This window comes from Pseudomonas sp. WC2 (assembly GCF_050586545.1).
Classification (GTDB): domain Bacteria; phylum Pseudomonadota; class Gammaproteobacteria; order Pseudomonadales; family Pseudomonadaceae; genus Aquipseudomonas.
Map to the genome: position 1 here is coordinate 304,223 of NZ_JBOBDR010000001.1, position 25,994 is coordinate 330,216.

Sequence of the window (25,994 nt, forward strand, 5' to 3'; positions counted from 1 at the left end):
GGAATGGCTAAAGGTAAGATGGGCGACCTTCGGGACGATTTGCCGCAGCGGCGGTCAAGATTTACCGACACATCTTTATAAATCAGGAGTCATGCAATGGCCAAAATCACTGTTGAGCGTGCCCACAACCTGGGTAAGGAAGCCGCCCGCGAGAAGGCCGACAAGCTGGCGCAGAAACTCTCCGAGCAATACGGCCTGGAGCCGCAATGGGCCGGCGATACCCTGAACCTCAAGCGCTCGGGCGTGAAGGGCGCGGTGCATGTGGCGGACGATTCGATCAAGGTCGATGTCGAGCTGGGCATCATGATGTCGGCCATGAGCGGCATGATCAAAGCCGAGATCGAGAAAGCCCTCGACAAAGCTTTGGTCTGATCGCGATTTTTCGGTAACCCGAGATCCCCTGTGGGAGCGAGCAGGCTCGCTCCCACATTTGTTCTGTGGTGCTCCTGCTGTTTATGTCAGTTGTTAGGGTGCCGTTTCTAATTTTTCTGCCTACTTTGTGCCAGAGCCCGACACTTTTCCGGGCAGTTCCTCAAACCTTCTGCGCGTGAGGTGCACCATGGCCAAAGTTATTTTGAAGAAAAAAATCGACGCTTCGACTTCTGCTCTGAGCGACGTCAAATCCTATGCCCGCAAGATCTGGCTGGCAGGTCTGGGTGCCTACACCAAGGTCGGCCAAGAGGGCAGCGACTACTTTCAAGAGTTGATCCAGGCGGGTCAAACTGTTGAAAAGAAAGGCAAAAAAGCCGTCACCGAAAAACTCGAAGCGGCCAACGCCGAGATCGACGAAGCCAAGGATGAAGTGAGTTCATTCAAGGGTCGTGTCGAGGTTCAACTCGACAAGGTCGAGAAGGCGTTCGACACCCGCGTAGCAAGCGCCTTGAATCGTATCGGCATTCCGTCTAAACATGACGTTGAGACACTCTCTGCTAAGCTCGATGAGCTGACGGCATTGCTCGAACGCGTCGCGCGTAAATCTTAAGGAGAACGGGATGGCTGGCAAAAAGACTACTGATAAAAAAGATAGCAGCTCGTGGGTCGGGAAGGTCGAATCCTACTCCCGCAAAATCTGGCTGGCTGGTTTAGGCGTGTACTCGAAGATCGACACTGACGGCAGCAAGCTCTTCGATGCATTGGTCAAAGACGGCGAGAAAGCCGAGAAGCTCACCAAGTCCGCAGTCGGCAAAAAAGTCGATGCGGCGAAGGATTCCGCTTCCTCGGCCAAGTCGCGCATCAGCGGCGTAAAAGATCGCGCACTGGGCAAGTGGGACGAGCTGGAAGGGGCTTTCGACAAGCGCCTGAACAGTGCGATTTCGCGCCTCGGTGTGCCGAGCCGCAATGAGGTCAAGGCACTCAACAGCAAGGTCGATACACTGACCAGGCAGATCGAGAAACTCACCGGTCTGAAAGCTCAGCCTGTGGCGGCGAAAACTGCAGCAGCCAAACCGGCAGCCAAAACTGCAGCGGCCAAACCAGCGGCAAAATCCGCTGCCAAGCCATTGGCCAAAGCGGCGGCTAAACCTGCAGCGAAAGCCGCGGCCAAGCCTGCAGCGAAAACTGCTGCCGCCAAGCCAGCCGCTAAAAAAGCAGCCGCCAAACCGGTTGCCGCCAAAGCCGCTGCCAAACCGGCAGCAAAACCTGCGGCCAAAACTGCAGCGAAACCAGCGGCCAAGCCAGCAGCGAAAACCGCTGCCGCCAAACCGGCCGCCAAGCCAGCGGCCAAACCCGCGGCGGCGAAAAAACCTGCCGTGAAAAAACCGGCCGCAGCGAAAGCCGCAGCGCCGAAACCGGCCGCACCTGCTGCAGCCAAACCTGCCACCCCGGCAGCCCCGGTGAGCGCGTCGAACTCCGCCGCAGCACCGACCCCGGCGGCTACCCCGACTGCTGCATCGACCCCGTCGACGCCAACCAGTCAGTCCTGATTCTCAGGGCAAAACAAAACGCCCGGCCTGTGAAGGTCGGGCGTTTTTGTTTGAAGATCTTTTGATTTCGGGTCACTCGTGATCTTCAAGATATTGAAGAGCCATCCGCTCCGTGGCGACCTTCACCGGCGGCAGCAGGTGCGGTGCCACCAGCATCATGATCTGGTACACGACCAAACGAACTTCGCCTTCGCGATCCAGAATCCGCTGATAATCCAGCGAAAACAGCAACGTCATGGTGATCTGCTCCACCAACTGCCCCAACGCCTGGGTATCGCTGACCAGCTGCCCGCCCGCCTTCAACCGCGCCAGCAACGACGCCAGCGTGCGCTTCAACGCATTGAGCAGATGTCGAATGCCCTTGGCCAATTTCGGCAAGCGCCCGGCGAGATTCGAAAGGTCCTGAAACAGAAAGCGGTACTGCGCCAGCCGCTCAACGATCAAATGCAAAAACAGCCAGTAATCCTCCGGAGCCAGTTCCACATCCGACGGTGGATCGAGCAGTGGCGCCAGTTCATTCTGAAAGCGTTCGAACAAGCCGAGTATCAACGGCTCCTTGCCGTGGAAGTGGTAGTAGAGATTGCCCGGGCTGATGCCCATTTCATTGGCCACCTCCATGGTGGAGACATTCGGCTCGCCCTTTTCGTTGAACAGTTGCAAAGCACATTCGAGAATCCGGTCGCGGGTTTTCATCCAGTCTTCTTAGAAAAGTTCGGTTAAGCGTCAGCGCACACGCACGTAAGTGCCGGGCGCTGCCTCCATCGGTGGGTAGTTCTGGTTGCCAAGGGTGAACGAGGTTTCGTGCTGCGCCCCGGAGCGTTGCTGAATCCACTCCAGCCACTGCGGCCACCAACTACCGTCAACGTGCTTGCCGTCGTAGTACCAGGCGCGCGGGTCGCTGCTCATCTTGGCGTTCTCGACGTAAGCGGCTTTGGGGTTGCTTGGCGGGTTGAGAATGCTCTGCACATGGCCGCTGTTGGACAGCACGAAACGTCGATCACCGCCGAGCAGCAGGGTCGAGCGATACACCGCATCCCACGGCGTGATGTGGTCGTTCATGCCGGCGACGCTGAAGCTGTCGACGGTGACTTTCTGCAGGTCGATCGGCGTGCCGCACACTTCCAGCCCGCCCGGGTGGGTCAGCGGGTTGTGCTTGAAGAAGTCCAGCAAGTCACCGTGGAACGCGGCGGGCAGGCGCGTGTTGTCGTTGTTCCAGTAGAGGATGTCGAAGGCCGGCGGCTCTTTGCCCAACAGGTAGTTGTTGACGAAATAGCTCCAGATCAAATCGTTAGGACGCATCCAGGCGAAGACCTTGGCCATGTCGCGGCCGTCGAGCACGCCTTTCTGATAGGAACGACGCTTGGCCGCTTCGAGGGTTTGTTCGTCGGCAAACAGCGTGGCGGAGGTTTCGATTTCACTGTCGAGCAGGCTGACCAGATAGGTCGCACTGGAGACCCGCCGCAGTTGTCGTTTGGCCTGCAAATGCCCTTGCAGGGCGGCGATGGTCAGACCGCCAGCGCAGGCACCCATAAGGTTGACCTCGCGGGCGCCGGTGATCGCCCGGCAGATGTTCATCGCTTCTTCCACGGCTTCGACGTAGGTCGACAGGCCCCACTCGCGGTGGCGCACATCAGGGTTGCGCCAGCTGATCATGAAGGTCTGCAAACCGTTTTTCAGCGCGTACTGGACGAAGCTTTTCTGCGGGCTCAGATCGAAAATGTAGTACTTGTTGATTTGCGGTGGCACCACCAGCAGCGGCTTGGCGTACTGCTTTTCGCTCATAGGCTTGTACTGGATCAGTTCGAGCATCTCGTTGCGAAACACCACTGAGCCGGTAGTCGTGGCGACGGTCTTGCCGACTTCAAATGCCTGCTTGGTGACCTGGCGGGGCAAACCGTCGTTGTGCAGCAGATCATCGAACAAATGACTGAGGCCGCGCACCAGACTGTGGCCGCCGGAGTTGAACAGCTCTTTGACCGCCAACGGATTGAGCAGGGTATTTGAGGGGGACACGGCGTCGTTGAGCAGGGTGAAGGCGAAGTGCGCACGGGCGCGGTCTTCCGGGTTCATGTCGCTGTCGTCGATCCAGCTTTTGACCTGTTTCTGCCAGGCGAGATAGGCCTGCAAGCTGCGCCGATAAAACGGGTTGAGGCTCCATGCCGGATCAGCAAAACGGCTGTCTTGTGGATTGTTCGGGTGCAGGGTTTCACCGAGCAAGACGCGACCCAGTTGGCCGCCGAGTTTCAGGGCGTGCCTGGCGCTGTGGATCGGATTGCGCAGGCCGTGGGCGGCGACACTGCGTAAGGTCGAAATCAAATCCCGCCCACGCAGACCGGTGATCGCACTTTGTGCGTTGATAAACACGGCGGGGCTGGGCACTACGCCCGTCGCTGGTTTGTCGCGCATGACTCAACACTCCTTCGTCTTCAGGCCAAAAACACACTCACCGAACCAGAACACCATAGACGCTGTTGTGGGTTGCTGCCTGCGCGGCGTCCTGCCGCGCACTCTTTGCTAAAGGCCTGCATAAAGCCTGCCGCCGAGGTCAACCGCCGAGCGGCGTCGGGTGCGGATGCATCACCGCGCGCTGCCGTTCCTCCTGGAGGAATTTCATGATGATCGGCGCTACCGCTTCGGCGCGGGTAATCAGGAACAGATGTCCGTCGTCGATGATGTGCAGTTGGGCGTTGGGAATGCGCCAGGCGAGCATGCGCATGTTGATCAGCGGGATCAGCGGGTCGTCATCACCGGCCAGCACCAGCGTCGGCTGATGGATCTTGTGCAGCCAGTGAATGCTGGTCCAGCCGAGGCCAGCGAACAGCTGCCAGTAGTAACCGAGCTTGCCCGCTGAACGCACTTTCGCCGCGTGGCTGGCCGCCAGGGTCGGGTCGCGACGGAACGAGCCGCCGTAGATCAGCGGCGCAATCCGAATCACGTGGGACGGCTGAATGTAGCGCCGTGGACTGGCCATCATCCACAGCACTTTCGGTTTGCCCGGCACCATCACCGCGCCGGCCGCGGTCGCCGCCAGCACCAGTTTCTTGCAGCGCTCGGGGTAGTCGTAGGCGAACTGCTGCGCGAGCGCACCGCCCCATGACACACCGATGACATTGACCTGACCGTAGTCGAGGTAATCGAGCATGCGCGAGGTCAGCTTGGCCAGCCCGGGAAAGCGGTACGGCCGGTTCGGCGTCGAGGAACCGCCGACACCGGGGACGTCGAAGGCGATCACTTCCAGATCCGGGTCCAGCGCCGCGACAAACGGAAACACCAGCTCCAGGTTGGCGCCGATGCCATTGAAAATCAGCAAGGGCGTCAAGTGAGGCTTGCCGGGGCGCACCGCCGTGCGGATGGTTTGGCCATCCAGATCGACGGTACGGAATATGAACGGTTGCGGCATGCGTCAGGCCCTTCGGGTTAGAGTGGAGCAGCTACAAGCCACAAGCCTCAAGCAGAACCTGCTCAGCTTGCGGCTTGTAACTTGTGGCTTGCCGCTATCTTTCATGAACGTACGTGCCCGGCGAGGCTTCGCCCACCGGATACGCCTTGTTGCCCAACTTCGCCGGAGCCTTTTTCAGATTGCCCGAGCGCTCGGCCTGCCACGCCTGCCAGTACAGCCACCAGGAATCGGTGTGCTTGGTCGAGTTCTCCTGCCATTCATCCGCATTGGCGGCCATCTCTTCGCCGGTCATGTATCGCGATTTCGGATTGCCCGGCGGGTTCAGAATGCTCTGGATATGCCCGCTGCTCGACAGCACGAACTCGACTTTGCCACCAAACAGCTGCGCCGACTTGTAGCAGGACTTCCACGGGGTGATGTGGTCGTTGGTGCCGGCCAGCGAGAAGATGTCGGCCGTGACCTGTTTGAGATCGATCGGCGTGCCGCACACTTCCAGTGCATTGGGGCGTATCAGTGGGTTGTTTTTGAACATCTCGATCAGGTCACCGTGGAACGCCGCTGGCAAGCGTGTGGTGTCGTTGTTCCAGAACAGGATGTCGAACACCGGCGGCTCGTTGCCGAGCAGGTAGTTGTTGACCCAGTAGTTCCAGATCAGGTCGTTCGGGCGCATCCACGCAAAGACCTTGGCCATGTCTTTGCCTTCGAGCACCCCGGCCTGATACGAATGGCGCTTGGCGGTCTCCAGGGTCTGCTCGTCGACGAACAGGGCGACGTCGCTGTCCAGCGTCGTATCGAGCACGCTGACCAGCAGCGTGAGGGCATTGACCTTCTTCTCGCCGATCGCCGCATAGTGGCCGAGCAGGGCGGTGCAGGTGATGCCGCCGGAGCAGGCGCCGAGCATGTTGACGTCTTTGCTGCCGGTGATCGCAGTGACCACGTCGACGGCTTCTTTCAGCGCGTCGATGTAGGTCGACAGACCCCACTCGCGCTGCGCCTTGGTCGGGTTGCGCCAACTGATGATGAACGTCTGCACGTTATTGCGCAGGCAGAAGCGCGCCAGACTTTTGTCCGGGCTCAAATCGAATACGTAGAACTTGTTGATCTGCGGTGGCACCACCAGCAATGGACGCTCGTGGACCTGCTCGGTGATCGGCTTGTACTGGATCAGCTCCAGCACGTCGTTGCGAAACACCACCGCGCCTTCGGTGACACCGAGGCTCTTGCCGACCTCGAACGCGCCCATGTTGACCTGGCTCGGCATGCCGCCGTTATGCACCAGATCCTTGGCCAGATGGGAGAGGCCGTCGAGCAGGCTTTTGCCGCCGGTTTCGAAGAAACGTTTGACCGCTGCGGGGTTGGCCGCCGAGTTGGTCGGGGCCATGGCTTCGGTCATCAGGTTGATGACGAAGTGGCCGCGCGCGATGTCTTTGGGGGACAGGCTGCTGTCGTCGATCCAGGCATGGAGTTCCTTGCGCCACGCCAGGTAGGTTTGCAGATAACGTTTGTAGAGCGGGTTCTGGCTCCACGCCGGATCAGCGAAGCGACGGTCATCGCCAGCCGGTTGCAGTTCGGATTTGCCAAACAACACGTTCTTCAGTTCGAGGCCGAAATGGGTGACGTGCTTGACGCTATGGATCGGTTGTTTGATGGCCTGTTTCAGCACCATACGAGCAGAGGCCAGCAGATCCTTTCCGCGTAGCCCAACGACGGGATTAAGCCCCAGGGTGTTTTCCGAGGCTTGGTACTTCAGGTCATCGTTATTCTTGTTACTCATCTACGACGCTCCATTGTCCTGAGACGAGTACCCGGTGTTCTGCTGTGCAGTTCCACAGCCAATGCCAGGTACTACTGCTCGGGTGACCGTTAATTCTGCATAGCTGCTTTACAGTCGTAGAGCACTGCAGGGAACTTGCCAGCTCCATTGGTTACCCGAGTTTAATTTTTTTCGCAAGCAGGCCGATCCTCGGCCATACAGCGGAGCATTCAAACAGATGAATTTAGAAAATGCCCTCTAATGAGCGCAAGGCTCGGACTAGAGCATCAGCTTTACGATCGACTCGTTCGGATCGCGGGTTTTTCCGGCGGCTTTGAGCTCGGCCAGATAATCGGCCCAGAGTGCGTCATAGCGTTGCCCCAGCTCGTAGAGATATTCCCAAGTGAACAAGCCGCTGTCGTGACCGTCGTCGAAGGTCAGTTTCAGTGCGTAGTGACCGGCCGGTTCCAGTTTGCTCAGACCGACGTTGATCTTGCCGAATTGCAGAATCGGTTTGCCGTGGCCCTGGACCTCGGCGGAGGGGGAATGCACGCGCAGGAATTCGGCGGGCAAGGTGTATTCCTCGCCGGACGCGTACTTGAGCGTCAGGGTTTTCGAGGCTTTGTGCAGTTGGATGTCGGTGGGAATCATAAGAAAAGCCTTCAGCTGCGAGCTACAAGCGGCAAGCTTAACTTAGCTTGCCGCTTGTAGCTCAGAGCTTGCCGCTTTACAGAATGTAGCGGGACAGGTCTTCGTTCTGCGCCAATTCGCCGAGGTGGCTATTGACGTATTCTGCGTCGATCAGAATCGGCTTCTCATCGTGGGTGCTGGCCAGATCGCCGGCGCTGAACGACACCTCTTCGAGCAAACGCTCAAGCAGGGTGTGCAGACGACGGGCACCGATGTTCTCGGTCTTCTCGTTGACCTGCCAGGCGATCTCCGCCAGACGCTTGATGCCTTCGGGCTGGAACTGGATGTTCAGGCCTTCGGTTTTCAGCAGCGCGCAGTATTGCTCGGTGAGCGATGCGTGCGGTTCGCTGAGGATGCGTTCGAAGTCCGACGGGCTAAGCGCTTTCAGTTCAACGCGGATCGGCAGACGACCTTGCAGCTCAGGCACCAGATCGCTCGGCTTGCTCAGGTGGAACGCACCGGAGGCGATGAACAGGATGTGGTCGGTTTTGACCATGCCCAGTTTGGTGTTGACGGTGCAGCCTTCGATCAGCGGCAGCAAGTCGCGCTGCACGCCTTCACGGGAGACATCGGCGCCGCCGACATTGCCGCGCTTGGCGACTTTGTCGATCTCGTCGATGAATACGATGCCGTGCTGTTCAACGGCTTCCAGCGCTTTGGCCTTCAGCTCTTCTTCGTTGACCAGGCGCCCGGCTTCTTCGTCGCGTACCAGCTTCAGCGCTTCTTTGACCTTGAGCTTGCGGGCTTTCTTTTTGCCCTTGCCCATGTTGGCAAACAGCGACTGCAGCTGGTTGGTCATCTCTTCCATGCCGGGCGGCGTGGCGATTTCGATGCCGGCAACCTCGGCGACTTCGATCTCGATTTCCTTGTCATCGAGCTGACCTTCGCGCAGGCGCTTGCGGAACAGCTGACGGGTGTTGGAATCGGAACTTGTTGCTTCCTCGTTGCTGAAGCCCATACGGGCCGGCGGCAGCAGCGCGTCGAGGATACGATCCTCGGCAGCGTCTTCGGCGCGGTGGCGCACGCGGTTCATTTCCTGCTCGCGGAGCATCTTGAGCGCGGCGTCGGCCAGATCACGGATGATCGATTCGACGTCACGGCCAACGTAGCCGACTTCGGTGAACTTGGTCGCTTCAACTTTGATGAACGGTGCGTTGGCCAGTTTCGCCAGACGACGGGCGATCTCGGTTTTACCGACACCGGTCGGGCCGATCATCAGGATGTTCTTCGGGGTCACTTCAACACGCAGCTCTTCAGGCAGCTGCATGCGGCGCCAGCGGTTGCGCAGGGCAATCGCGACGGCGCGCTTGGCATCGTCCTGGCCGATGATGTGGCGGTTGAGTTCGTGGACGATTTCGCGGGGAGTCATGGACATAGTAGTTGACGGTCCTCAAGCAGAAACAAGCCGTGGCACAGGGCCGCGTCAGGCTTATTCAGCGAGATCCTGCTCCTCAATGGTCTGAGTGTGGTTGGTGAATACACAGATGTCGCCGGCGATGCCGAGCGCGGTTTCAACGATCTCGCGGGCCGACAGGTCGGTCTTTTTCAGCAGCGCGCTGGCCGCGGCTTGCGCGAAAGCACCGCCGGAACCCATGGCGATCAGACCATCTTCGGGTTCGACCACGTCACCGTTGCCGGTGATGATCAGCGAGGCGTCCTTGTTGGCGACCGCGAGCATGGCTTCGAGGCGGCTCAGGGAGCGGTCGGTGCGCCATTCTTTGGCGAGTTCGACCGCGGCGCGGATCAGGTGGCCCTGATGTTTTTCGAGCTGGCCTTCGAAACGTTCGAAGAGGGTAAAGGCGTCAGCGGTGGCACCGGCGAAACCGGCGATGACCTGACCGTGGTACAGGCGACGAACTTTTTTCGCGTTGCCTTTCATCACGGTATTGCCGAGAGAAACCTGGCCGTCGCCGCCCATGACGACTTTGCCGTGACGGCGGACTGAAACGATGGTGGTCAAGGGAAGAGTCTCCACACAGCGGGGCGAAAGTGCCTTATGCCCATTCATATGGGGGTGCTGGAGAGGATTTCAACCGTAGCGCAGGAGAGGGGACGAGCGGCGTCTTGTATTTGATCGTTCCCACGCTCTGCGTGGGAATGCAGCCCGGGACGCTCCGCGACCCTTAACCGCTGGGACGCAGAGCGTCCCTTGAGCCGTTCCCACGCAGAGCGTGGGAACGATCAGCGGTGCTCAGCGGCTTTGGCGTTGTTGTAACAACAGGTTGCTGAAACCGGCACCGGCCAGTTGTTTCTGGGCCGTGGTCAGTTGTTCACGATTGCTGAACGGACCAACCAAAACGCGATACCAGGTTTCATCTTTCACCGTGCCGGACTCAACCGCCACGGCCTGGCCGAGCAGAATGATCTGCGCGCGAACCTTGTCGGCATCCGTCTCTTTACGGAACGAACCGGCCTGCAAAAAGAACTTGGTCACCGGCGCCGCCTTGCTCACCGGTGGCGCTGGCGGCGGGGTAATCCCGGCCAGTGCTGCCTGAGCGCGCGCGGTGTCAATCTTCGCCGCTTCCGCCGGGGTTACCGGCGTGGTCGGCACCGCTGGCACCTGTGGCGTCGGCAGGGTCTTCTCCGGCACCGCGTCCGGCGGCACGATCACTTCCGATTCCGGCAGCAGGGTATAGAAGTCGTATTTCGGCTTCACAGGCTGGGTCGGGCTCGGCGGGGTCTTGTTGGCCTCGGCGATCTTCGACGCTTTCTGCTGTTGCGCCTGTTCGACCTTCTCACGCTTGACCGTGTCGCTACCCTTGCCCGGTTCCAGCTTCATCAGGAACACGATGAACGCGCCGACCGTCAGGCCGATGGCCATCCACAGCCAACCCGGAATCGGTTGCTTCGCAGGAGCTTGGTAACGGCTGGCGCCACGCTTGGGTGCAGGTTTTTTCTTGGCAGCCAACTTACATACGCTCCAGAGTTTCCAGACCCAACAGCTCCAGGCCTTGCTTGAGGGTGCGACCGGTCAGCGCGGCCAGACGCAGACGGCTCTGCATCTGGGCCGGGGTTTCGGCGGCGAGGATCGGGCAGTTCTCGTAGAAGCTGGAGAACAGACCGGCAACGTCGTACAGATAAGTGCACAAAATGTGCGGCGTGCCTTTGTCGGACACGTTGTTCAGTACTTCGCCGAACTGCGCCAGTTTCGCCGCCAGCTCTTGTTCGTGCGCCGCTTCCAGCACGATCTGGCCGTCGACTTCGCTGAAGTCCTTGCCCAGTTTGCGGAATACACCGGCAACGCGGGTGTAGGCGTACAGCAAGTAAGGCGCGGTGTTTCCTTCGAAATTCAGCATCAGGTCGAAGTTGAAGCTGTAGTCGCTGGTGCGGTGCTTCGACAGGTCGGCGTATTTCACCGCGCCGATGCCGACAACTTTGGCGATGTTGCGCAGCTCGTCTTCAGCCAGTTCCGGGTTCTTCTCTTTCACCAGGTTGTAGGCGCGTTCCTGCGCTTCCGTCAGCAGGTCGATCAGCTTCACGGTGCCGCCGTCACGGGTCTTGAACGGACGGCCATCGGCGCCGTTCATGGTGCCGAAGCCCATGTGTTCCATTTCCATCGGATGGGTGACGAAACCGGCCTTGCGCGCCACGGCGAACACTTGCTGGAAGTGCAGGGCCTGACGCTGGTCGACGAAATACAGCGCGCGATCGGCTTTCAGTTTGCCGCTGCGGTAGCGCACGGCGGCCAAGTCGGTGGTGGCATAGAGGTAGCCGCCGTCAGCCTTGACGATGATCACCGGCAGCGGATCGCCGTCGGCATTCTTGAACTCGTCGAGGAACACGCACTGCGCGCCGTTGCTCTCGACCAGCATGCCGGCCGCTTTCAGGTCGTTGACGACATTGATCAGGTCGTCGTTATAGGCACTTTCGCCCATCACGTCGGCCATGGTCAGTTTGACGTTGAGCAGTTCGTAGATCTTCTGGCAGTGCGACAGCGAGATGTCCTTGAACTTGGTCCACAGCGCGAGGCACTCGGCATCACCGGCCTGCAGCTTGACCACCAGACCACGGGCGCGGTCGGCGAATTCTTCGGATTCATCGAAGCGCTGCTTGGCGGCGCGGTAGAAGTTTTCCAGGTCGGACAGCTCGTCGCTGGTGATCGGGTTTTCCTGCAGATACGCCATCAACATGCCGAACTGGGTGCCCCAGTCGCCGACGTGGTTCTGACGGATCACTTCGTCGCCGAGGAATTCGAGGACGCGGGCCACGCCGTCGCCAATGATGGTCGAGCGCAAGTGGCCGACGTGCATCTCTTTGGCCAGGTTCGGCGCCGACAGGTCGACCACGGTGCGTTGCGCAGGACCAGCCTTGCGCACGCCAATGTGAGCGTCGGCCAGTGCAGCGTCGAGGCGCGAAGCCAAAGCCTGGGTGTTCTGGAAGAAATTGATGAAGCCCGGGCCAGCGATTTCGGCCTTGGTGACGTTCTCGTCAGTCGGCAGCGCGGCGATGATTTTTTCCGCCAGATCGCGCGGCTTCATGCCCGCAGGCTTGGCCAGCATCATCGCGATGTTGCTGGCGAAGTCGCCGTGGGTCTTGTCGCGGGCGTTCTCCACCTGAATCGCCGGCGACAGGCCTTCAGGCAACACACCTTCGTTGACGAGTTGGGTGAGGGCTTGTTGGATCAGCTGGCGAATGGTGTCTTTCATGGTCTTCTCTTTCGACCGCAAGCGCGGCGGGCGCATCGATGCGCGGGTGGAAAAACTGGGCATTATCCGTTGCGAAGACGGGCTTGCCAACCTTAGCAGGCAGCTTATGGATATGTGGTGACAAATAGATCACTTTCGCGATCAAGGGCGGCGCAATCCCTGTGGGAGCGAGCCTGCTCGCGAAGGCGATGTCTTTATCAATACAAATCGACAGGATCGACATCCAGCGACCAGCGCACCGCCCGGCCACTCGGCATCTGCTCCAGCACCAGCAACCAGTTCGCGAGCAACCGGTGCAGCGGTGCCCGCGCCGTCGCCTGCAACAACAACTGCGCGCGATAGCGTCCAGCACGGCGCTCCATCGGCGCCGGCACCGGTCCAAGCAGTTCGATGCCGCTCAGATTCTGCTCAACCAGCAAGCGCTCAGCCGCGCTGCACGCCTCATCGAGAAAGCCTTCCGCCTGTCCCGGTTTGTGGGCTTCGGCGCGCAATAACGCCAGGTGCGCAAACGGTGGCAACCCGGCAGCCCGGCGCTCGCTCAAGGCCTGCTCGGCAAAGGCGAAGTAACCCTGCTCAGTGAGTTGCACCAATAAGGGATGGTCAGCCAGGTGGGTCTGGATGATCACCTTGCCCGGTTCTTCCGCTCGCCCGGCGCGTCCGGCGACCTGCACGATCAACTGCGCCATGCGCTCGCTGGCGCGGAAGTCGCCGGAGAACAAACCGCCGTCGGCATCCAGAATCGACACCAGCGTCACCCGCGGAAAGTGGTGACCTTTGGCCAACATCTGCGTGCCGACCAGGATGCACGGCTGACCCTTCTGAATCGTCGCGAACAACTGATTCATCGCGTCCTTGCGCGAAGTGCTGTCGCGGTCAACGCGCAATACCGGGTAATCGGGGAACAGAATCGCCAGCCGCTCCTCGGCGCGTTCAGTCCCCGCGCCGACGGGCCGCAGATCGACCTTGTTGCACTTCGGGCACTGGCGCGGGGTGCGCTCGACGTTGCCACAGTGGTGACAGCGCAACTCGCCATAACGCTGGTGCACGGTCATCCGCGCATCGCAGCGCGAGCATTCGGACATCCAGCCGCAATCGTGGCAGAGCAGCGTTGGCGCAAAACCGCGCCGGTTGAGGAACACCAAAACCTGCTGGCCGGCCGCGAGGGTCTGGCCGATGGCTTGCTGCATCGGCCCGGAAATGCCGCTGTCCAGCGGACGGCTTTTCACGTCCAGACGCAGGAAGCGCGGTTGTTTGGCGCCGCCGGCGCGCTCATTCAGGCGCAACAGGCCATAGCGCCCGGTGTAGGCGTTGTGCAGGCTCTCCAGCGATGGCGTCGCGGAACCTAGCACGATCGGGATGTTCTCTTGCCGGGCGCGCACCAGGGCCAGATCGCGAGCGTGGTAGCGCAGACCTTCCTGCTGTTTATAGGAGCCGTCGTGCTCTTCATCGATGATGATCAGCCCCGGGTTTTTCATTGGCGTGAACAGTGCCGAACGGGTGCCGATAATAATGTCGGCCTCGCCATCACGGGCGGCGAGCCAAGCGTCGAGACGCTCCCGATCATTGACCGCCGAGTGCAGCAGGGCGATGCGCGCGTTGAAACGCTGTTCGAAACGCGCCAGCGTTTGCGGGCCGAGGTTGATTTCCGGGATCAGCACCAGCGCCTGCTTGCCGGCTTCGAGGGTTTCGCGGATCAGCTGCAAATACACTTCGGTCTTGCCGCTGCCGGTAACCCCGGCCAGCAGAAAGGCGTGATAACTGTCGAACCCGGCGCGGATCGCTTCGTACGCGGCGCGTTGCTCGCTGTTGAGCGGCAGCTCCGGTTGCGCCAGCCAGTGTTCGTGGCGCACACCCGGCGCGTGGCGGCGGATCTCGACCTGCACCAGACCTTTGGCCAGCAGCAGGTCGAGGCTGTCCTTGCTCAGCATCAATTTGCTCAGCAACTGATGGGCGACGCCGTGCGGGTGCTGGGCCAGTGTCGCCAAAGCTTCACGCTGGCGCGGCGCGCGGGCGATACGCGGGTCATCGAGGCTGGCGCCGGGAGCTGCAGACCAGAAGCGCTCTTGCCGGGCTTCGGCCAGTTCGCCCTGACGCAACAGCACGGGCAACGCCCAGTTCAGCGTGTCGCCGAGGCTGTGCTGATAATACTGCGACGTCCACAGGCATAGCTTGAACAGCGCTGGCGGCAGCGGCGGCGTAGTATCGAGCAGGGCCAGCGCCGGTTTGAGTTTTTCTGCCGGCACTTCGCTGGTGTCAGTGACCTCGACCAGAATGCCGATCATCTCGCGCCGGCCAAACGGCACCCGCAGGCGCATGCCCGGCTGCAATTGCTCGCGCAGCACCCCGGCCGGCGCTCGATAGTCGAACAGGCGGCGCAGGGGCGAAGGCAGGGCAAGGCGCAGAATGGCGTCGGGCACGCGGGGGGATCTCTATCAACTCAAAAGAAGGGCTGAGCGCAGATCAATTGTGGGAGCGAGCTTGCTCGCGAAGGCGGCGTGTCAGGCGCTGAAACATTGACTGGCACAATGCATTCGCGAGCAAGCTCGCTCCCACAGGGGAATGCGTTCAAGGCCGGGAGCCTAGCAGACGGTCGGTCTCGGTGACAGCTTGCGTGATTTAAAAGGTCTGGTAGAATCCGCGGCCTAATTACGTGCGGTATTCAACAATAGTGTTGGATGGCGGCACGCAGCCTGAGGAAGACATTATGAAAGCTGATATTCATCCAACATACGAAGTCACCGCAGTTACCTGCAGCTGTGGCAACAAGTTCGAAACTCGTTCGAACCTGGCCAAGCCTCTGGCGATCGACGTTTGCAACGAATGCCACCCGTTCTACACCGGTAAGCAGAAGACTCTGGACACTGGCGGCCGCGTTCAGCGCTTCGCAGACCGTTTCGGTGCTTTCGGCAAGAAGCCTGCTGCTGCAGAGTAAGGTTGAAGGGCCCGATGGGCTTTTCCTCGTTGCTGAAAAAGGCGTCCCTCGCGGGCGCCTTTTTTGTGTCTGCGATTTGGCTTTCCGTTGCGCAGGCCCATTGTCCGACCCCTTCCGGACTGACCAGCGTCGTTGTGCAACGCGTGGTCGACGGCGACACCCTGCGCCTGAGCGACGGCCGCAGCGTGCGCATGATCGGCCTCAACACGCCTGAATTGGGCAAGCAGGGCAGAAGCGACGAACCATTCGCTGTGGCGGCGCGCCAACGTCTTCAAGCCCTGGTCGATGCCAGCGGCGGACGGGTCGGATTGCGTCCCGGCAAGCAAGTCAAAGACCATTACGGACGTACGCTCGCGCACATTTACAGTGCCAGCGGTGCCAATCTCGAAGCGCAAATGCTCGCCGATGGCCTCGGCTTTCAGGTCGCGGTAGCGCCGAATGCCGATCTTGTCGGCTGCCAGCAAGCCGCGGAGCGCAGCGCGCGACAGGCAGGCCGAGGCCTCTGGCGACAGCCTCCTGTGCTGAAAGCGGAGCAGATCCAGCGCTCGGGTTTCGCTGTGGTCAGTGGACGTGTGAGCAAGGTTCAGCGCAATCGCGGTGGAATCTGGATCGAGTTGCAGGACGCGCTTGTACTGCGCGTTGCACCCAATCTGGTCGGACAATTCGACAATGCCCGCTTGCAAGCGCTTAAGGGCAAGCAGATCGAGGCCCGTGGCTGGATAGTCGACCGTTCGCGGCGGGGTGGATTGCAAACCGGTCAGGCGCGTTGGCTGCTGCCGTTGACTGATCCTTCGATGTTGCAGCGTTCGCGCTGAGCAAAAAATTGTAGACATTTTTTCTATCGATTGTGAACAGTCCAGCCCTTGTGCGCCGCGGCTCTTGGCCCAAAGTCGTAGGGCCGGGCGCTTGACAGGGGTGACCGCTCAGTCTTGTGGGGACTTTGCGAGGCGCGTATCCTCGCTGACCAGTCTGTCCAACAGTAAAAAGCGGAATGCCAAAATGTCTGATCTGAAAACTGCCGCTCTCGAATATCATGCCAATCCTCGTCCAGGGAAGCTGAGTGTCGAGCTCACCAAGGCCACTGCTACTGCTCGCGACTTGTCGCTGGCGTACAGCCCCGGCGTAGCTGAACCAGTGCGTGAGATCGCTCGCGATCCTGAACTGGCCTACAAATACACCGGCAAGGGCAACCTGGTTGCAGTCATTTCCGATGGCACCGCGATTCTCGGCCTGGGTAACCTCGGCCCGTTGGCATCCAAGCCAGTAATGGAAGGTAAAGGCGTGCTGTTCAAGCGCTTCGCCGGCATCGACGTTTTCGACATCGAAGTCGACTCCGAAAGCCCGCAAGCCTTCATCGACACCGTAAAACGCATCTCCATCACTTTCGGTGGCATCAACCTGGAAGACATCAAGGCACCTGAGTGCTTTGAGATCGAACGCGCTCTGATCGAGCAGTGCGACATTCCGGTATTCCACGATGACCAGCACGGTACTGCGATCGTGACCGCTGCCGGCATGATCAATGCCCTGGAAATCGCGGGCAAAACCCTGCCAGAAGCCAAAATCGTCTGCTTGGGCGCCGGCGCTGCCGCCATCTCCTGCATGAAATTGCTGGTGAGCATGGGTGCACGCATCGAAAACATCTTCATGGTTGACCGTACCGGCGTGATCCACTCTGGCCGTGACGATCTGAACCAGTACAAAGCAGTATTTGCTCACGCTACCGAGAAGCGCAGCCTGGCTGACGCACTGGCAGGCGCTGACGTGTTCGTCGGTCTGTCCGGTCCGAACTTGCTGAGCGCTGAAGGCCTGTTGTCGATGGCGGCCAACCCGATCGTGTTCGCTTGCTCGAACCCGGATCCGGAAATCTCCCCGGAGCTGGCGCACGCCACCCGTAGCGACGTGATCATGGCCACCGGCCGTTCGGACTACCCGAACCAGGTCAACAACGTACTGGGCTTCCCGTTCATCTTCCGTGGTGCCCTGGACGTTCGCGCCAAGCGCATCAACGAAGAAATGAAAGTGGCTGCCGCCAACGCCCTGCGTGAACTGGCCAAGCTGCCTGTGCCACAGGACGTGTGCGACGCCTACGGCGGTGCTCCGCTGGAATTCGGTCGTGAGTACATCATTCCGAAGCCAATGGACAAGCGCCTGATCACCCTGATCTCCGACGCTGTGGCCAAAGCCGCGATCGAGACGGGTGTGGCCACCCTGCCGTATCCGAAGAACTACCCGCTGAAAAGCGTGGATGACGTGTTCAACGGCTAAGCCGTTGTAGCGCTTCAACAGAAAGCCCCGGCTCGTGAGAGTTGGGGCTTTTTTTGTGGGTCAAAAGCAACCCTCACCCTAACCCTCTGGGCGGTCCGACGTTTCGGGAGGGTTAGGGTGAGGGGCTCTTGATCTTCAGGCAATAAAAAGCCCCGCACTTCTCGCGAAGGCGGGGCTTTTCAGTGTCAGCAGATCAGAACAAATCGATCGGCGCCTGTTCATCCGCTGGCAGCGGGCTGCCCGGCGCCGTGCCATTACCCAGCTCATTCACCGACGGCGGCGTGTCTTCCGACTTGAACAGCTCGAAGTACGCGCCCGGTGTGCTCGGTGTCGCCGCACGGCCACTGACCGGGTCCACGCGCAGGCTCAGCAGACCTTCCGGCTCAGGCTGAACGTGCGGCGGCTTGTCTTTCAGCGCCGCCGACATGTAGTTCATCCAGATCGGCAGCGCCACTGTGCCACCGAACTCACGACGACCGAGGCTTTCCGGCTGGTCGAAGCCGGTCCACACCGTGGTCACGTAGTCGGCGTTGTAACCGGAGAACCACGCATCTTTCGATTCGTTGGTCGTACCAGTCTTGCCGGCGATGTCGCTGCGGCCCATGGCCAGCGCACGACGACCGGTGCCGAGCTTGATCACGTCCTGCAACATGCTGTTGAGGATGTAGGTGGTGCGACCGTCGACAATGCGCTCGGCCACGGCCGGCGCTTGTGGCACCGCAGGATTACCTGCAGCTTCGCCCGCAACCGGCGCGGCGTTGACGGTGAACGACTCAGTGCTCGGCGCAGCGATACCGTCGGTCGCCGATCCACCCTGTGGCACGGTCGGCGGGTTGGCGACGAACAGCGTGTCACCGTTGCGGCTTTCGATCTTGTCGATGATATACGGGGTGATCTTGTAGCCGCCGTTGGCAAACGTGCTCCAACCGGTAGCGATCTCCATCGGCGTCAGCGTCGCGGTACCCAGCGCCAGCGACAGGTTTGGCGGGAGGTCCTGCTTGTTGAAGCCGAAGCGGGTGATGTAGTCGATGGTCTTGCCCACGCCCATGGCCTGCAGCAAGCGGATCGACACCAGGTTACGCGACTTGTACAGCGCTTCACGCAGGCGGATCGGGCCGAGGAAAGTGTTGGTGTCGTTCTTCGGACGCCAGACCTTGTCGAGGTACTCGTCGACGAACACGATGGGCGCGTCGTTCACCAGCGTGGCGGCGGTGTAGCCGCTATCCAGCGCGGCGCTGTAAACGAACGGCTTGAAGCTCGAACCCGGCTGACGCTTGGCCTGCATGGCGCGGTTGTAGTTGCTCTGCTCGAAGGCAAAACCGCCGACCAGCGAGCGAATCGCACCGTTCTGCGGATCCAGCGAAACCAGCGCGCCTTGGGCCTGGGGGATCTGGCTGAATTTCAGAGAATTGTCTTTCTGCCTTTGCACGCGAACCAGATCGCCGACCGCCGCGACATCCGACGGCTGACGCGGGTTGGCGCCCATGCTGTTGGTGTTGAGGAACGGCCGCGCCCATTTCATGGTGTCCCAGGCGACGTGCTCTTCGCCGGTGCGGGTCAGCACTTGCAGGCCATTTTTGTCGACCTGGGTAACGATGGCCGGTTCGAGGCTGCTGATGGTGCGTTGTTTGGTCAGTTCGCTGGCCCAGGCTTCGCGAGTCTTGCCCGGCAGGCGCGACTCGGGGCCACGGTAGCCATGGCGCTGGTCGTAGGTCATCAAGCCTTCGTGCAGCGCGGTGTTGGCCATTTCCTGCAGATTGCTCGGCACCGTGGTGGTGACGCGGAAACCTTCGGTGTAGGCGTCGCTGCCGTAGCGACCGACCATTTCGGCGCGGGCCATTTCGGCAATGTACGGCGCGTTCACTTCCGGGGTCGGCACGTGATAGCTGGCGTTCAGCGGCTCGTTGATGGCGGCGGTGTAATCCGCCTCGGTGATCTTGCCGAGCTTGTACATGCGCCCGAGGATCCAGTCGCGACGTTCTTTACTGCGCGCCGGGTTAGCCAGCGGGTTGAAGCGCGACGGAGCTTTCGGCAGGCCGGCAATCATCGCCATCTGCGCCAGGCTGACGTCGCGGATCGACTTGCCGTAATACACCTGCGCCGCCGCCTCGATGCCGTAGGCGCGGTTGCCCAGATAGATCTTGTTGACGTACAGCTCAAGGATCTCGTCCTTGGTCAGCTGCCGCTCGATCTGCAGGGCGAGGAGAATTTCGGTGGTTTTGCGCGAGAAGCTGCGTTCGCTGGTCAGGAAGAAGTTCTTCGCCACCTGCATGGTGATGGTGCTGCCGCCGGACTGAATGTGTCCACTTTTGACCAGTTGGGTCGCGGCGCGCATCAGGCTGCTCGGGTCGACGCCATAGTGGTTGGCGAAGTTGTCGTCTTCAGCACTTAGTAACGCATTAATGAAATTGGGGGGAATGTCGGCGAAACGGATCGGCGTACGGCGCATTTCGCCAAACTCTGCGATCAACTTGTTATCGCTGGAGTACACGCGCAGGGGAATCTGCAACTGAATGCTTCTCAGCGCCTCCACAGACGGCAAACCCGGACTAAGGTAAAGATAGGCGCCGCTGAGACCTAAAAGCAGTCCGCAGAAAACGGCGACGATGGACCAACCGAAAAATTTCAGCAGACGAATCAAGGCGTTTGAACATCCAGAGCAAAGAATGAATTTGGCGACGGGGTTCCGGCTACACACAGAACAGCCCGCGCGGGCAGTAAAAAGCAGAAAAAAACGCTGGGCATTATAAGCACTTTTCTGTCGGAGGCGTCATTTGCGCTTCTGTCAAGATGGGGTGAAGGAACGCAATGCGTATTACAGAGTCCGTAACTCACGGAAAGTCATAGGGAATTGGTAGTGCTGGGACTCTTCAATAAAAAGACCAATACATTACTGGGGATCGACATCAGCTCCACCTCGGTGAAGCTGCTGGAACTGAGCCGTCAGGGCGATCGCTACCGGGTCGAGGCGTACGCGGTGGAGCCATTGCCGGCGAACGCCGTGGTCGAGAAAAACATCGCCGAGCTCGAAGGCGTTGGCCAGGCCCTGAGCCGGGTGCTGGTCAAAGCGCGCACCGGGGTGAAAAGCGTGGCGGTGGCCGTCGCCGGTTCTGCAGTGATTACCAAAATCATCGAAATGGACGCCGGGCTGTCCGACGATGAGCTGGAAAACCAGCTCAAGATCGAGGCCGACCAATACATTCCCTATCCGCTGGACGAGGTCGCCATCGACTTCGAGGTCCAGGGTGTGTCGCCACGCAACCCGGAGCGGGTCAACGTGTTGCTGGCCGCCTGTCGCAAGGAAAACGTCGAAGTCCGCGAAGCCGCACTGGCACTGGCCGGGCTGACGGCGCGCGTGGTCGATGTCGAGGCCTACGCGCTGGAACGTTCATTCAGTTTGCTGGCGACGCAACTGGCGGCCTCTCAGGAGCGCCTGACCGTGGCGGTCGTCGACATCGGCGCGACCATGACCACCCTCAGCGTCTTGCACAACGGCAAAATCATCTACACCCGCGAACAACTCTTCGGTGGTAGGCAACTGACCGAGGAGATCCAGCGCCGCTACGGCCTGACGGTTGAGCAGGCAGGGCTGGCAAAAAAACAGGGCGGTTTGCCCGACGATTACGTCGCCGAGGTCCTGCAGCCGTTTCGCGAGGCGCTGGTGCAGCAGGTTTCGCGTTCGTTGCAGTTTTTCTTCGCCTCCGGGCAATACAACGCCGTCGATCACATCCTGCTCGCCGGCGGCACGGCCTCGGTGCCAGGCCTCGATCGCCTGATCGAACAACGCCTGAACACGCCGACCCAAGTGGCCAATCCGTTTGCCGACATGGCCCTGAGCAGCAAGGTCAACGCAGGCGCACTGGCCAGTGACGCGCCGGCCTTGATGATCGCCTGCGGGCTCGCGCTCAGGAGTTTTGACTGATGGCGCGGATCAACCTTCTACCTTGGCGCGAGGAGCGTCGCGAAGAACGGCGCAAACGCTTCCTGCTGGCGCTGATCGGCGTCGTGGTCGGTTCAATCGGCGCGGTGCTGATTGCTGATCAGATCATCACTGCGGCGATTGAGCGGCAAGTGGCGCGCAACGACTACATCGGCAAACAGATCGCTGTCGTCGATGAGCGGATCAAACAGATCAGCGAGCTCAAGGCCCATCGCCAGCAACTGGTCGAGCGCATGCGCATCATCCAGGACTTGCAGGGCAACCGGCAGATCAGCGGGCGGATCTTCGATCAGCTGGCGCGCACGCTGCCGGACGGTGTGTATTTCACCGACGTGAAAATGGCCGGCAAAAGCCTGTCGATCAGTGGTGCGGCGGAATCGAACAATCGCGTGTCCGAGCTGATGCGCAATCTGGACGCCTCCGACTGGTTCGATGCGCCGAGCCTTAACGAAGTGAAGGCGACGACCGCCGGTCAGGTGGATCAGGCCAACACCTTTGAACTGACCGTTCGTCAGACTCAGCCGAAGACGCTGGAGGACGACCAATGAAGCCGTCCGAATGGCTGGAGAGTCTGCGCAACATCGATTTCAACGATCTGGACACCAACAACATCGGCTCTTGGCCAGCTGCGGTGAAAGCCATTGCCGGGGCCTTGTTGATGGTGCTGGTGCTGGGGCTTGGCTACAACTTTTTCATCAGCGACCTGGAGAATCAACTCGAAGCCAAGCGCGAAGAGGAGGTCACGCTCAAGGAACAATTTGCCAACAAGGCGCATCTGTCGGCCAATCTGGAGCTGTACACCCAGCAGATGAAAGAGATGGAAAACTCTTTCGGCGTGCTGCTGCGGCAACTGCCCAGTGACACCGAAGTGCCCGGCCTTCTCGAGGACATCACCCGCACCGGGTTGGGCAGTGGTCTGGAATTCGAAGAGATCAAACTGCTGCCGGAAGTGACGCAGCAGTTCTACATCGAGCTGCCGATCCAGATCACCGTGACCGGCGCCTATCACGACCTCGCGACCTTCGTCAGTGGCGTGGCCGGGCTGCCGCGAATCGTCACCTTGCATGATTTCGAACTCGCGCCGATCAGTCCCGAGGGTGGGCCGAAACTGCGCATGAGCATTCTGGCCAAGACGTATCGCTACAACGACAAGGGGCTGCAGAAATGACCCCGATTCGTTATTTCGCCCTGGCGATGGCGCTGCTGGCGCTCAGTGGTTGTGGGGGCAGCAATGACTTCAGCGACCTCGACGCCTATATGAACGAAGTGCGCCTTCGGCCTGCGGGCAAAATTGAACCAACCCCGACATTTCGGTCTTACCCGACATTCACTTACAGCGCCGCCAACCTGCGCAGCCCGTTTTCGCGTCAGGTACGCGTCGATCTCGCCGGGCAAAAACACGGCTCGCGCAACGTCAAACCCGACCCCAACCGGGTCAAGCAATACCTCGAAGGTTTCAACATCGAGCAGTTCGAGATGGTCGGCACGATCTCCAATGTCTCCGGCTCCTTCGCGCTATTGCGCGGGGCGGGCGGGGTGCATCGGCTGAAAGTCGGCGATTACCTGGGGCGCAACGATGGTCGCATTGTCGCCATCAGCGCCACCCAGGTCGACGTGGTCGAAATCGTGCCGGACGGCCAGGGCGCCTGGCTAGAGCGCCCGCGCACCATTCCTTTGAAAGAGCACTCATAGTGGAAGTCGAACAATGAACAGGATTTTCTCCACCCTCGGTCTTTCGCTATGGATAGCGCTGATGTCGCCGATGGTACTCGCCGCCAACCTGAAGACACTGGACGTGGCGGCGTTGCCCGGTGATCGCGTTGAGCTGAAGCTGGCATTCGACGGCCCGCCGCCGCAGCCCAAGGGTTACACCACCGAGTCGCCAGCGCGGATTGCCCTTGATCTGCCGGGTGTTGCCAGTCAGTTGGCGAGCAAGAATCTCGATCTGGGCAGCGGCAATGCCCGCACCGCCACCGTGGTAGAAGCGAAGGACCGGACACGCCTGATCGTCAGCCTCACTCAGCTTTCGCCTTACAGCACGCGGGTCGAGGGTAACAATCTGTTCGTGGTCGTGGGGCAGGGTGCGCCGGTGGCTGCACCGCGTCCTGCCGTTGCGCCGCGCGCCACGACTGCGGCAGCCGCACCGGTCAAGGCGTTCGTGCCGACCAGTCGGGCCATTCGCGGCGTCGATTTTCAGCGCGGTACGGCGGGCGAAGGCAATGTCGTCATCGATCTGTCCGACCCGACCATTGCCCCGGACATTCAAGAGCACGACGGCAAGATCATTCTCAGCTTCACTCGCACCCAGTTGCCGGACAAGCTGCGGGTCCGCCTCGACGTCAAGGATTTCGCCACTCCGGTGCAGTTCGTCAATGCCGGCGTAAGCGGTGATCGCACAGTTATTACCGTCGAGCCCAGCGGCACTTACGAATACTCGACTTTTCAGACCGACAACAAGCTGACCGTCAGCATCCGTCCGATGACGGTCGATGATCTGCAGAAGCGTAACGCTGACCGTCAGGCTTACGTCGGTGAGAAGCTCTCGCTGAATTTTCAGGACATTGACGTACGATCGGTGCTGCAACTGATCGCCGACTTCACCAACCTCAACCTCGTCGCCAGCGATACGGTGCAGGGCGGTATCACGTTACGTCTGCAAAACGTGCCGTGGGATCAGGCGCTGGACCTGGTGCTGAAAACCAAGGGGCTGGACAAGCGCAAGATCGGCAATGTGCTGCTGGTCGCGCCGGCTGACGAGATCGCCGCCCGCGAACGCCAGGAACTGGAATCGCAAAAGCAGATCGCCGAGCTGGCGCCGCTGCGTCGCGAACTGTTGCAAGTGAATTACGCCAAAGCGGCAGACATTGCCAAGCTGTTCCAGTCGGTGACCAGCGCTGAGGCGAAAATCGACGAGCGCGGCTCGATCACCGTTGATGAGCGAACCAACAACATCATTGCCTACCAGACCCAGGATCGCCTCGACGAGCTGCGGCGGATCGTGGCGCAACTGGATATTCCGGTGCGTCAGGTAATGATCGAGGCGCGGATCGTTGAGGCCAACGTCGATTACGACAAAAGCCTCGGTGTACGTTGGGGCGGTTCGGTACAAAACAAAGGCAACTGGAACACCTCCGGGGTCAGCAACGGCTCTTCGACGACGATTGGCACGCCGGGCAGCACCAGCACCAACTCACCGTTTGTCGACATGGGCACCGTCAACAATACCTCGGGGATCGGCATCGCCTTCATTACCGACAATGTCCTGCTCGATCTCGAGCTGACGGCCATGGAAAAAACCGGCAATGGCGAAATCGTCTCGCAGCCGAAGGTGGTTACCTCGGACAAAGAGACCGCGAAAATCCTCAAGGGCACCGAGATTCCGTATCAGGAAGCCAGCTCCAGCGGCGCGACGTCGGTGTCGTTCAAGGAGGCTTCGCTGTCACTGGAGGTGACGCCGCAGATCACCCCCGATAACCGCATCATCATGGAGGTCAAGGTCACCAAGGACGAACCGGATTACCTGAACAAAGTGCAGGACGTGCCGCCAATCAAGAAAAACGAAGTCAACGCCAAGGTGCTGGTCAACGACGGCGAAACCATCGTGATTGGCGGTGTTTTCTCAAATACTCAAAGCAAGGTCGTAGATAAGGTGCCATTTCTTGGCGATGTGCCGTATCTTGGCCGCCTTTTCCGGCGTGATGTGGTTTCGGAGAAAAAATCCGAGCTGCTGGTCTTCCTCACTCCGCGTATCATGAATAATCAGGCGATTGCTGTGAGTCATTGATTCTGTGCGAAATTTGATTCTTGTAGGACCGATGGGCGCTGGAAAAAGCACCATCGGCCGGTTGCTGGCCAAAGAGCTGCGCCTGCCGTTCAAAGATTCCGACAAGGAAATTGAACTGCGCACGGGCGCCAATATCCCGTGGATCTTCGACAAAGAAGGCGAACCGGGCTTTCGTGACCGTGAGCAGGCGATGATCGCCGAGCTGTGCGCGTTTGACGGTGTGGTTCTGGCGACCGGCGGTGGTGCAGTCATGCGTGATGCCAATCGCAAGGCCCTCCACGAGGGTGGGCGAGTGGTGTATTTGCACGCCTCCGTCGAACAGCAGGTCGGCCGCACGTCGCGAGACCGCAATCGACCATTGCTGCGTACCGCCGATCCGGCGAAAACCCTGCGTGACTTGCTCGCCATCCGCGATCCGCTGTATCGGGAAATTGCCGATCTGGTGGTGGAAACCGACGAGCGGCCTCCGCGCATGGTGGTGCTCGACATTCTAGACCGTCTGGCGCAGTTGCCACCCCGTTAAAGCATCGCTCGAAATGCGCTATCCTCGGCGTCCCGTCACGGCCCGTTGAGGGTGTGGCGGATGGCGTGCGAGCGGCGTCTACCCGCTATAAGCCGCAGACAACCAATAATTCAGGGCAGGACGCCTGCTTCCATCT

At 60.2% G+C, this 25,994-nt stretch carries 24 protein-coding genes; 13 read left to right on the forward strand and 11 right to left on the reverse strand.

The window, feature by feature from the left end:
* Positions 1-96 precede the first annotated feature (96 nt).
* The 3 genes from ACQ4OE_RS01470 to ACQ4OE_RS01480 all read left to right on the forward strand — a co-directional run bounded on the left by ACQ4OE_RS01470 (position 97) and on the right by ACQ4OE_RS01480 (position 1,922).
* Positions 97-372 (forward strand): polyhydroxyalkanoic acid system family protein, encoded by a 276-nt coding sequence (locus ACQ4OE_RS01470; protein WP_016984601.1) that lies wholly within the window; start codon positions 97-99, stop codon positions 370-372.
* A gap of 187 nt (positions 373-559) precedes the next feature.
* Positions 560-982 carry a phasin family protein gene (locus ACQ4OE_RS01475; RefSeq protein WP_122593946.1) on the forward strand — a complete coding sequence of 141 codons (423 nt, stop codon included), beginning with the start codon at positions 560-562 and terminating at the stop codon, positions 980-982.
* 10 nt (positions 983-992) lie between these two features.
* Complete coding sequence (locus ACQ4OE_RS01480; protein ID WP_122593945.1) at positions 993-1,922, forward strand: phasin family protein; 930 nt, start codon at positions 993-995, stop codon at positions 1,920-1,922.
* Positions 1,923-1,994: 72 nt separating this feature from the next.
* Here the strand turns inward: ACQ4OE_RS01480 and ACQ4OE_RS01485 are convergent, their stop codons facing one another.
* The 9 genes from ACQ4OE_RS01485 to argS all read right to left on the reverse strand — a co-directional run bounded on the left by ACQ4OE_RS01485 (position 1,995) and on the right by argS (position 12,411).
* On the reverse strand, positions 1,995-2,615 hold the full coding sequence (locus ACQ4OE_RS01485; RefSeq protein WP_430945406.1) for a TetR/AcrR family transcriptional regulator: 621 nt from the start codon (positions 2,613-2,615) through the stop codon (positions 1,995-1,997).
* Between the two features lie 30 nt (positions 2,616-2,645).
* Positions 2,646-4,328, reverse strand: coding sequence for a class II poly(R)-hydroxyalkanoic acid synthase (phaC, locus tag ACQ4OE_RS01490; RefSeq protein ID WP_430945407.1), 1,683 nt, complete (start codon positions 4,326-4,328; stop codon positions 2,646-2,648).
* 139 nt (positions 4,329-4,467) lie between these two features.
* Complete coding sequence (gene phaZ, locus ACQ4OE_RS01495; protein WP_016984597.1) at positions 4,468-5,322, reverse strand: poly(3-hydroxyalkanoate) depolymerase; 855 nt, start codon at positions 5,320-5,322, stop codon at positions 4,468-4,470.
* Between the two features lie 94 nt (positions 5,323-5,416).
* Positions 5,417-7,096 carry a class II poly(R)-hydroxyalkanoic acid synthase gene (gene phaC, locus ACQ4OE_RS01500; protein WP_430945408.1) on the reverse strand — a complete coding sequence of 560 codons (1,680 nt, stop codon included), beginning with the start codon at positions 7,094-7,096 and terminating at the stop codon, positions 5,417-5,419.
* A 258-nt stretch (positions 7,097-7,354) separates the two neighbouring features.
* Positions 7,355-7,726, reverse strand: a complete 372-nt coding sequence (locus ACQ4OE_RS01505; protein ID WP_430945409.1) for a gamma-butyrobetaine hydroxylase-like domain-containing protein — start codon at positions 7,724-7,726, stop codon at positions 7,355-7,357.
* Positions 7,727-7,802: 76 nt separating this feature from the next.
* Complete coding sequence (gene hslU, locus ACQ4OE_RS01510; protein WP_430945410.1) at positions 7,803-9,140, reverse strand: HslU--HslV peptidase ATPase subunit; 1,338 nt, start codon at positions 9,138-9,140, stop codon at positions 7,803-7,805.
* Positions 9,141-9,194: 54 nt separating this feature from the next.
* Positions 9,195-9,725: an ATP-dependent protease subunit HslV gene (gene hslV / locus ACQ4OE_RS01515; protein WP_090280391.1), complete on the reverse strand. Its 531-nt coding sequence runs from the start codon at positions 9,723-9,725 to the stop codon at positions 9,195-9,197.
* A 231-nt stretch (positions 9,726-9,956) separates the two neighbouring features.
* The gene (locus tag ACQ4OE_RS01520; protein ID WP_122593939.1) at positions 9,957-10,673 is read right to left on the reverse strand and encodes an SPOR domain-containing protein; all 717 of its coding nucleotides are present in this window, start codon (positions 10,671-10,673) and stop codon (positions 9,957-9,959) included.
* A gap of 1 nt (position 10,674) precedes the next feature.
* Complete coding sequence (gene argS / locus ACQ4OE_RS01525; RefSeq protein ID WP_430945411.1) at positions 10,675-12,411, reverse strand: arginine--tRNA ligase; 1,737 nt, start codon at positions 12,409-12,411, stop codon at positions 10,675-10,677.
* On the opposite strand from argS, the gene ACQ4OE_RS01530 reads away from it, so the two are divergent.
* Complete coding sequence (locus tag ACQ4OE_RS01530; protein WP_256579857.1) at positions 12,410-12,532, forward strand: hypothetical protein; 123 nt, start codon at positions 12,410-12,412, stop codon at positions 12,530-12,532. The two genes, argS and ACQ4OE_RS01530, sit on opposite strands and share 2 nt — an antisense overlap.
* A gap of 76 nt (positions 12,533-12,608) precedes the next feature.
* Here the strand turns inward: ACQ4OE_RS01530 and ACQ4OE_RS01535 are convergent, their stop codons facing one another.
* Positions 12,609-14,828 (reverse strand): primosomal protein N', encoded by a 2,220-nt coding sequence (locus ACQ4OE_RS01535; protein ID WP_430945412.1) that lies wholly within the window; start codon positions 14,826-14,828, stop codon positions 12,609-12,611.
* Positions 14,829-15,115: 287 nt separating this feature from the next.
* On the opposite strand from ACQ4OE_RS01535, the gene rpmE reads away from it, so the two are divergent.
* The 3 genes from rpmE to ACQ4OE_RS01550 all read left to right on the forward strand — a co-directional run bounded on the left by rpmE (position 15,116) and on the right by ACQ4OE_RS01550 (position 17,611).
* Complete coding sequence (rpmE, locus tag ACQ4OE_RS01540) at positions 15,116-15,343, forward strand: 50S ribosomal protein L31 (RefSeq protein ID WP_053116643.1); 228 nt, start codon at positions 15,116-15,118, stop codon at positions 15,341-15,343.
* 14 nt (positions 15,344-15,357) lie between these two features.
* A complete protein-coding gene (locus tag ACQ4OE_RS01545) occupies positions 15,358-16,158 on the forward strand; it encodes a thermonuclease family protein (RefSeq protein ID WP_430945413.1) in 801 nt (266 codons plus the stop codon).
* 184 nt (positions 16,159-16,342) lie between these two features.
* The gene (locus tag ACQ4OE_RS01550) at positions 16,343-17,611 is read left to right on the forward strand and encodes a malic enzyme-like NAD(P)-binding protein (RefSeq protein WP_090280412.1); all 1,269 of its coding nucleotides are present in this window, start codon (positions 16,343-16,345) and stop codon (positions 17,609-17,611) included.
* A 193-nt stretch (positions 17,612-17,804) separates the two neighbouring features.
* Here the strand turns inward: ACQ4OE_RS01550 and ACQ4OE_RS01555 are convergent, their stop codons facing one another.
* Positions 17,805-20,249 (reverse strand): penicillin-binding protein 1A, encoded by a 2,445-nt coding sequence (locus ACQ4OE_RS01555; protein ID WP_430945488.1) that lies wholly within the window; start codon positions 20,247-20,249, stop codon positions 17,805-17,807.
* Between the two features lie 219 nt (positions 20,250-20,468).
* On the opposite strand from ACQ4OE_RS01555, the gene ACQ4OE_RS01560 reads away from it, so the two are divergent.
* Genes ACQ4OE_RS01560 through aroK form a run of 6 tightly spaced genes read left to right on the forward strand, consistent with a single transcriptional unit; the run spans position 20,469 to position 25,858 of the window.
* Complete coding sequence (locus ACQ4OE_RS01560; RefSeq protein ID WP_430945414.1) at positions 20,469-21,533, forward strand: pilus assembly protein PilM; 1,065 nt, start codon at positions 20,469-20,471, stop codon at positions 21,531-21,533.
* A complete protein-coding gene (locus ACQ4OE_RS01565) occupies positions 21,533-22,099 on the forward strand; it encodes a PilN domain-containing protein (protein ID WP_430945415.1) in 567 nt (188 codons plus the stop codon). Before ACQ4OE_RS01560 ends, ACQ4OE_RS01565 begins: the two co-directional genes overlap by 1 nt.
* Complete coding sequence (gene pilO, locus ACQ4OE_RS01570) at positions 22,096-22,719, forward strand: type 4a pilus biogenesis protein PilO (RefSeq protein ID WP_122593932.1); 624 nt, start codon at positions 22,096-22,098, stop codon at positions 22,717-22,719. The genes ACQ4OE_RS01565 and pilO overlap by 4 nt, the downstream gene beginning before the upstream one ends.
* Complete coding sequence (locus tag ACQ4OE_RS01575; protein WP_122593931.1) at positions 22,716-23,243, forward strand: pilus assembly protein PilP; 528 nt, start codon at positions 22,716-22,718, stop codon at positions 23,241-23,243. The genes pilO and ACQ4OE_RS01575 overlap by 4 nt, the downstream gene beginning before the upstream one ends.
* Positions 23,244-23,256: 13 nt before the next feature.
* Positions 23,257-25,335, forward strand: a complete 2,079-nt coding sequence (gene pilQ / locus ACQ4OE_RS01580; RefSeq protein WP_122593930.1) for a type IV pilus secretin PilQ family protein — start codon at positions 23,257-23,259, stop codon at positions 25,333-25,335.
* A gap of 4 nt (positions 25,336-25,339) precedes the next feature.
* Positions 25,340-25,858 (forward strand): shikimate kinase AroK, encoded by a 519-nt coding sequence (aroK, locus tag ACQ4OE_RS01585; RefSeq protein WP_045122260.1) that lies wholly within the window; start codon positions 25,340-25,342, stop codon positions 25,856-25,858.
* Positions 25,859-25,994 lie beyond the last annotated feature (136 nt).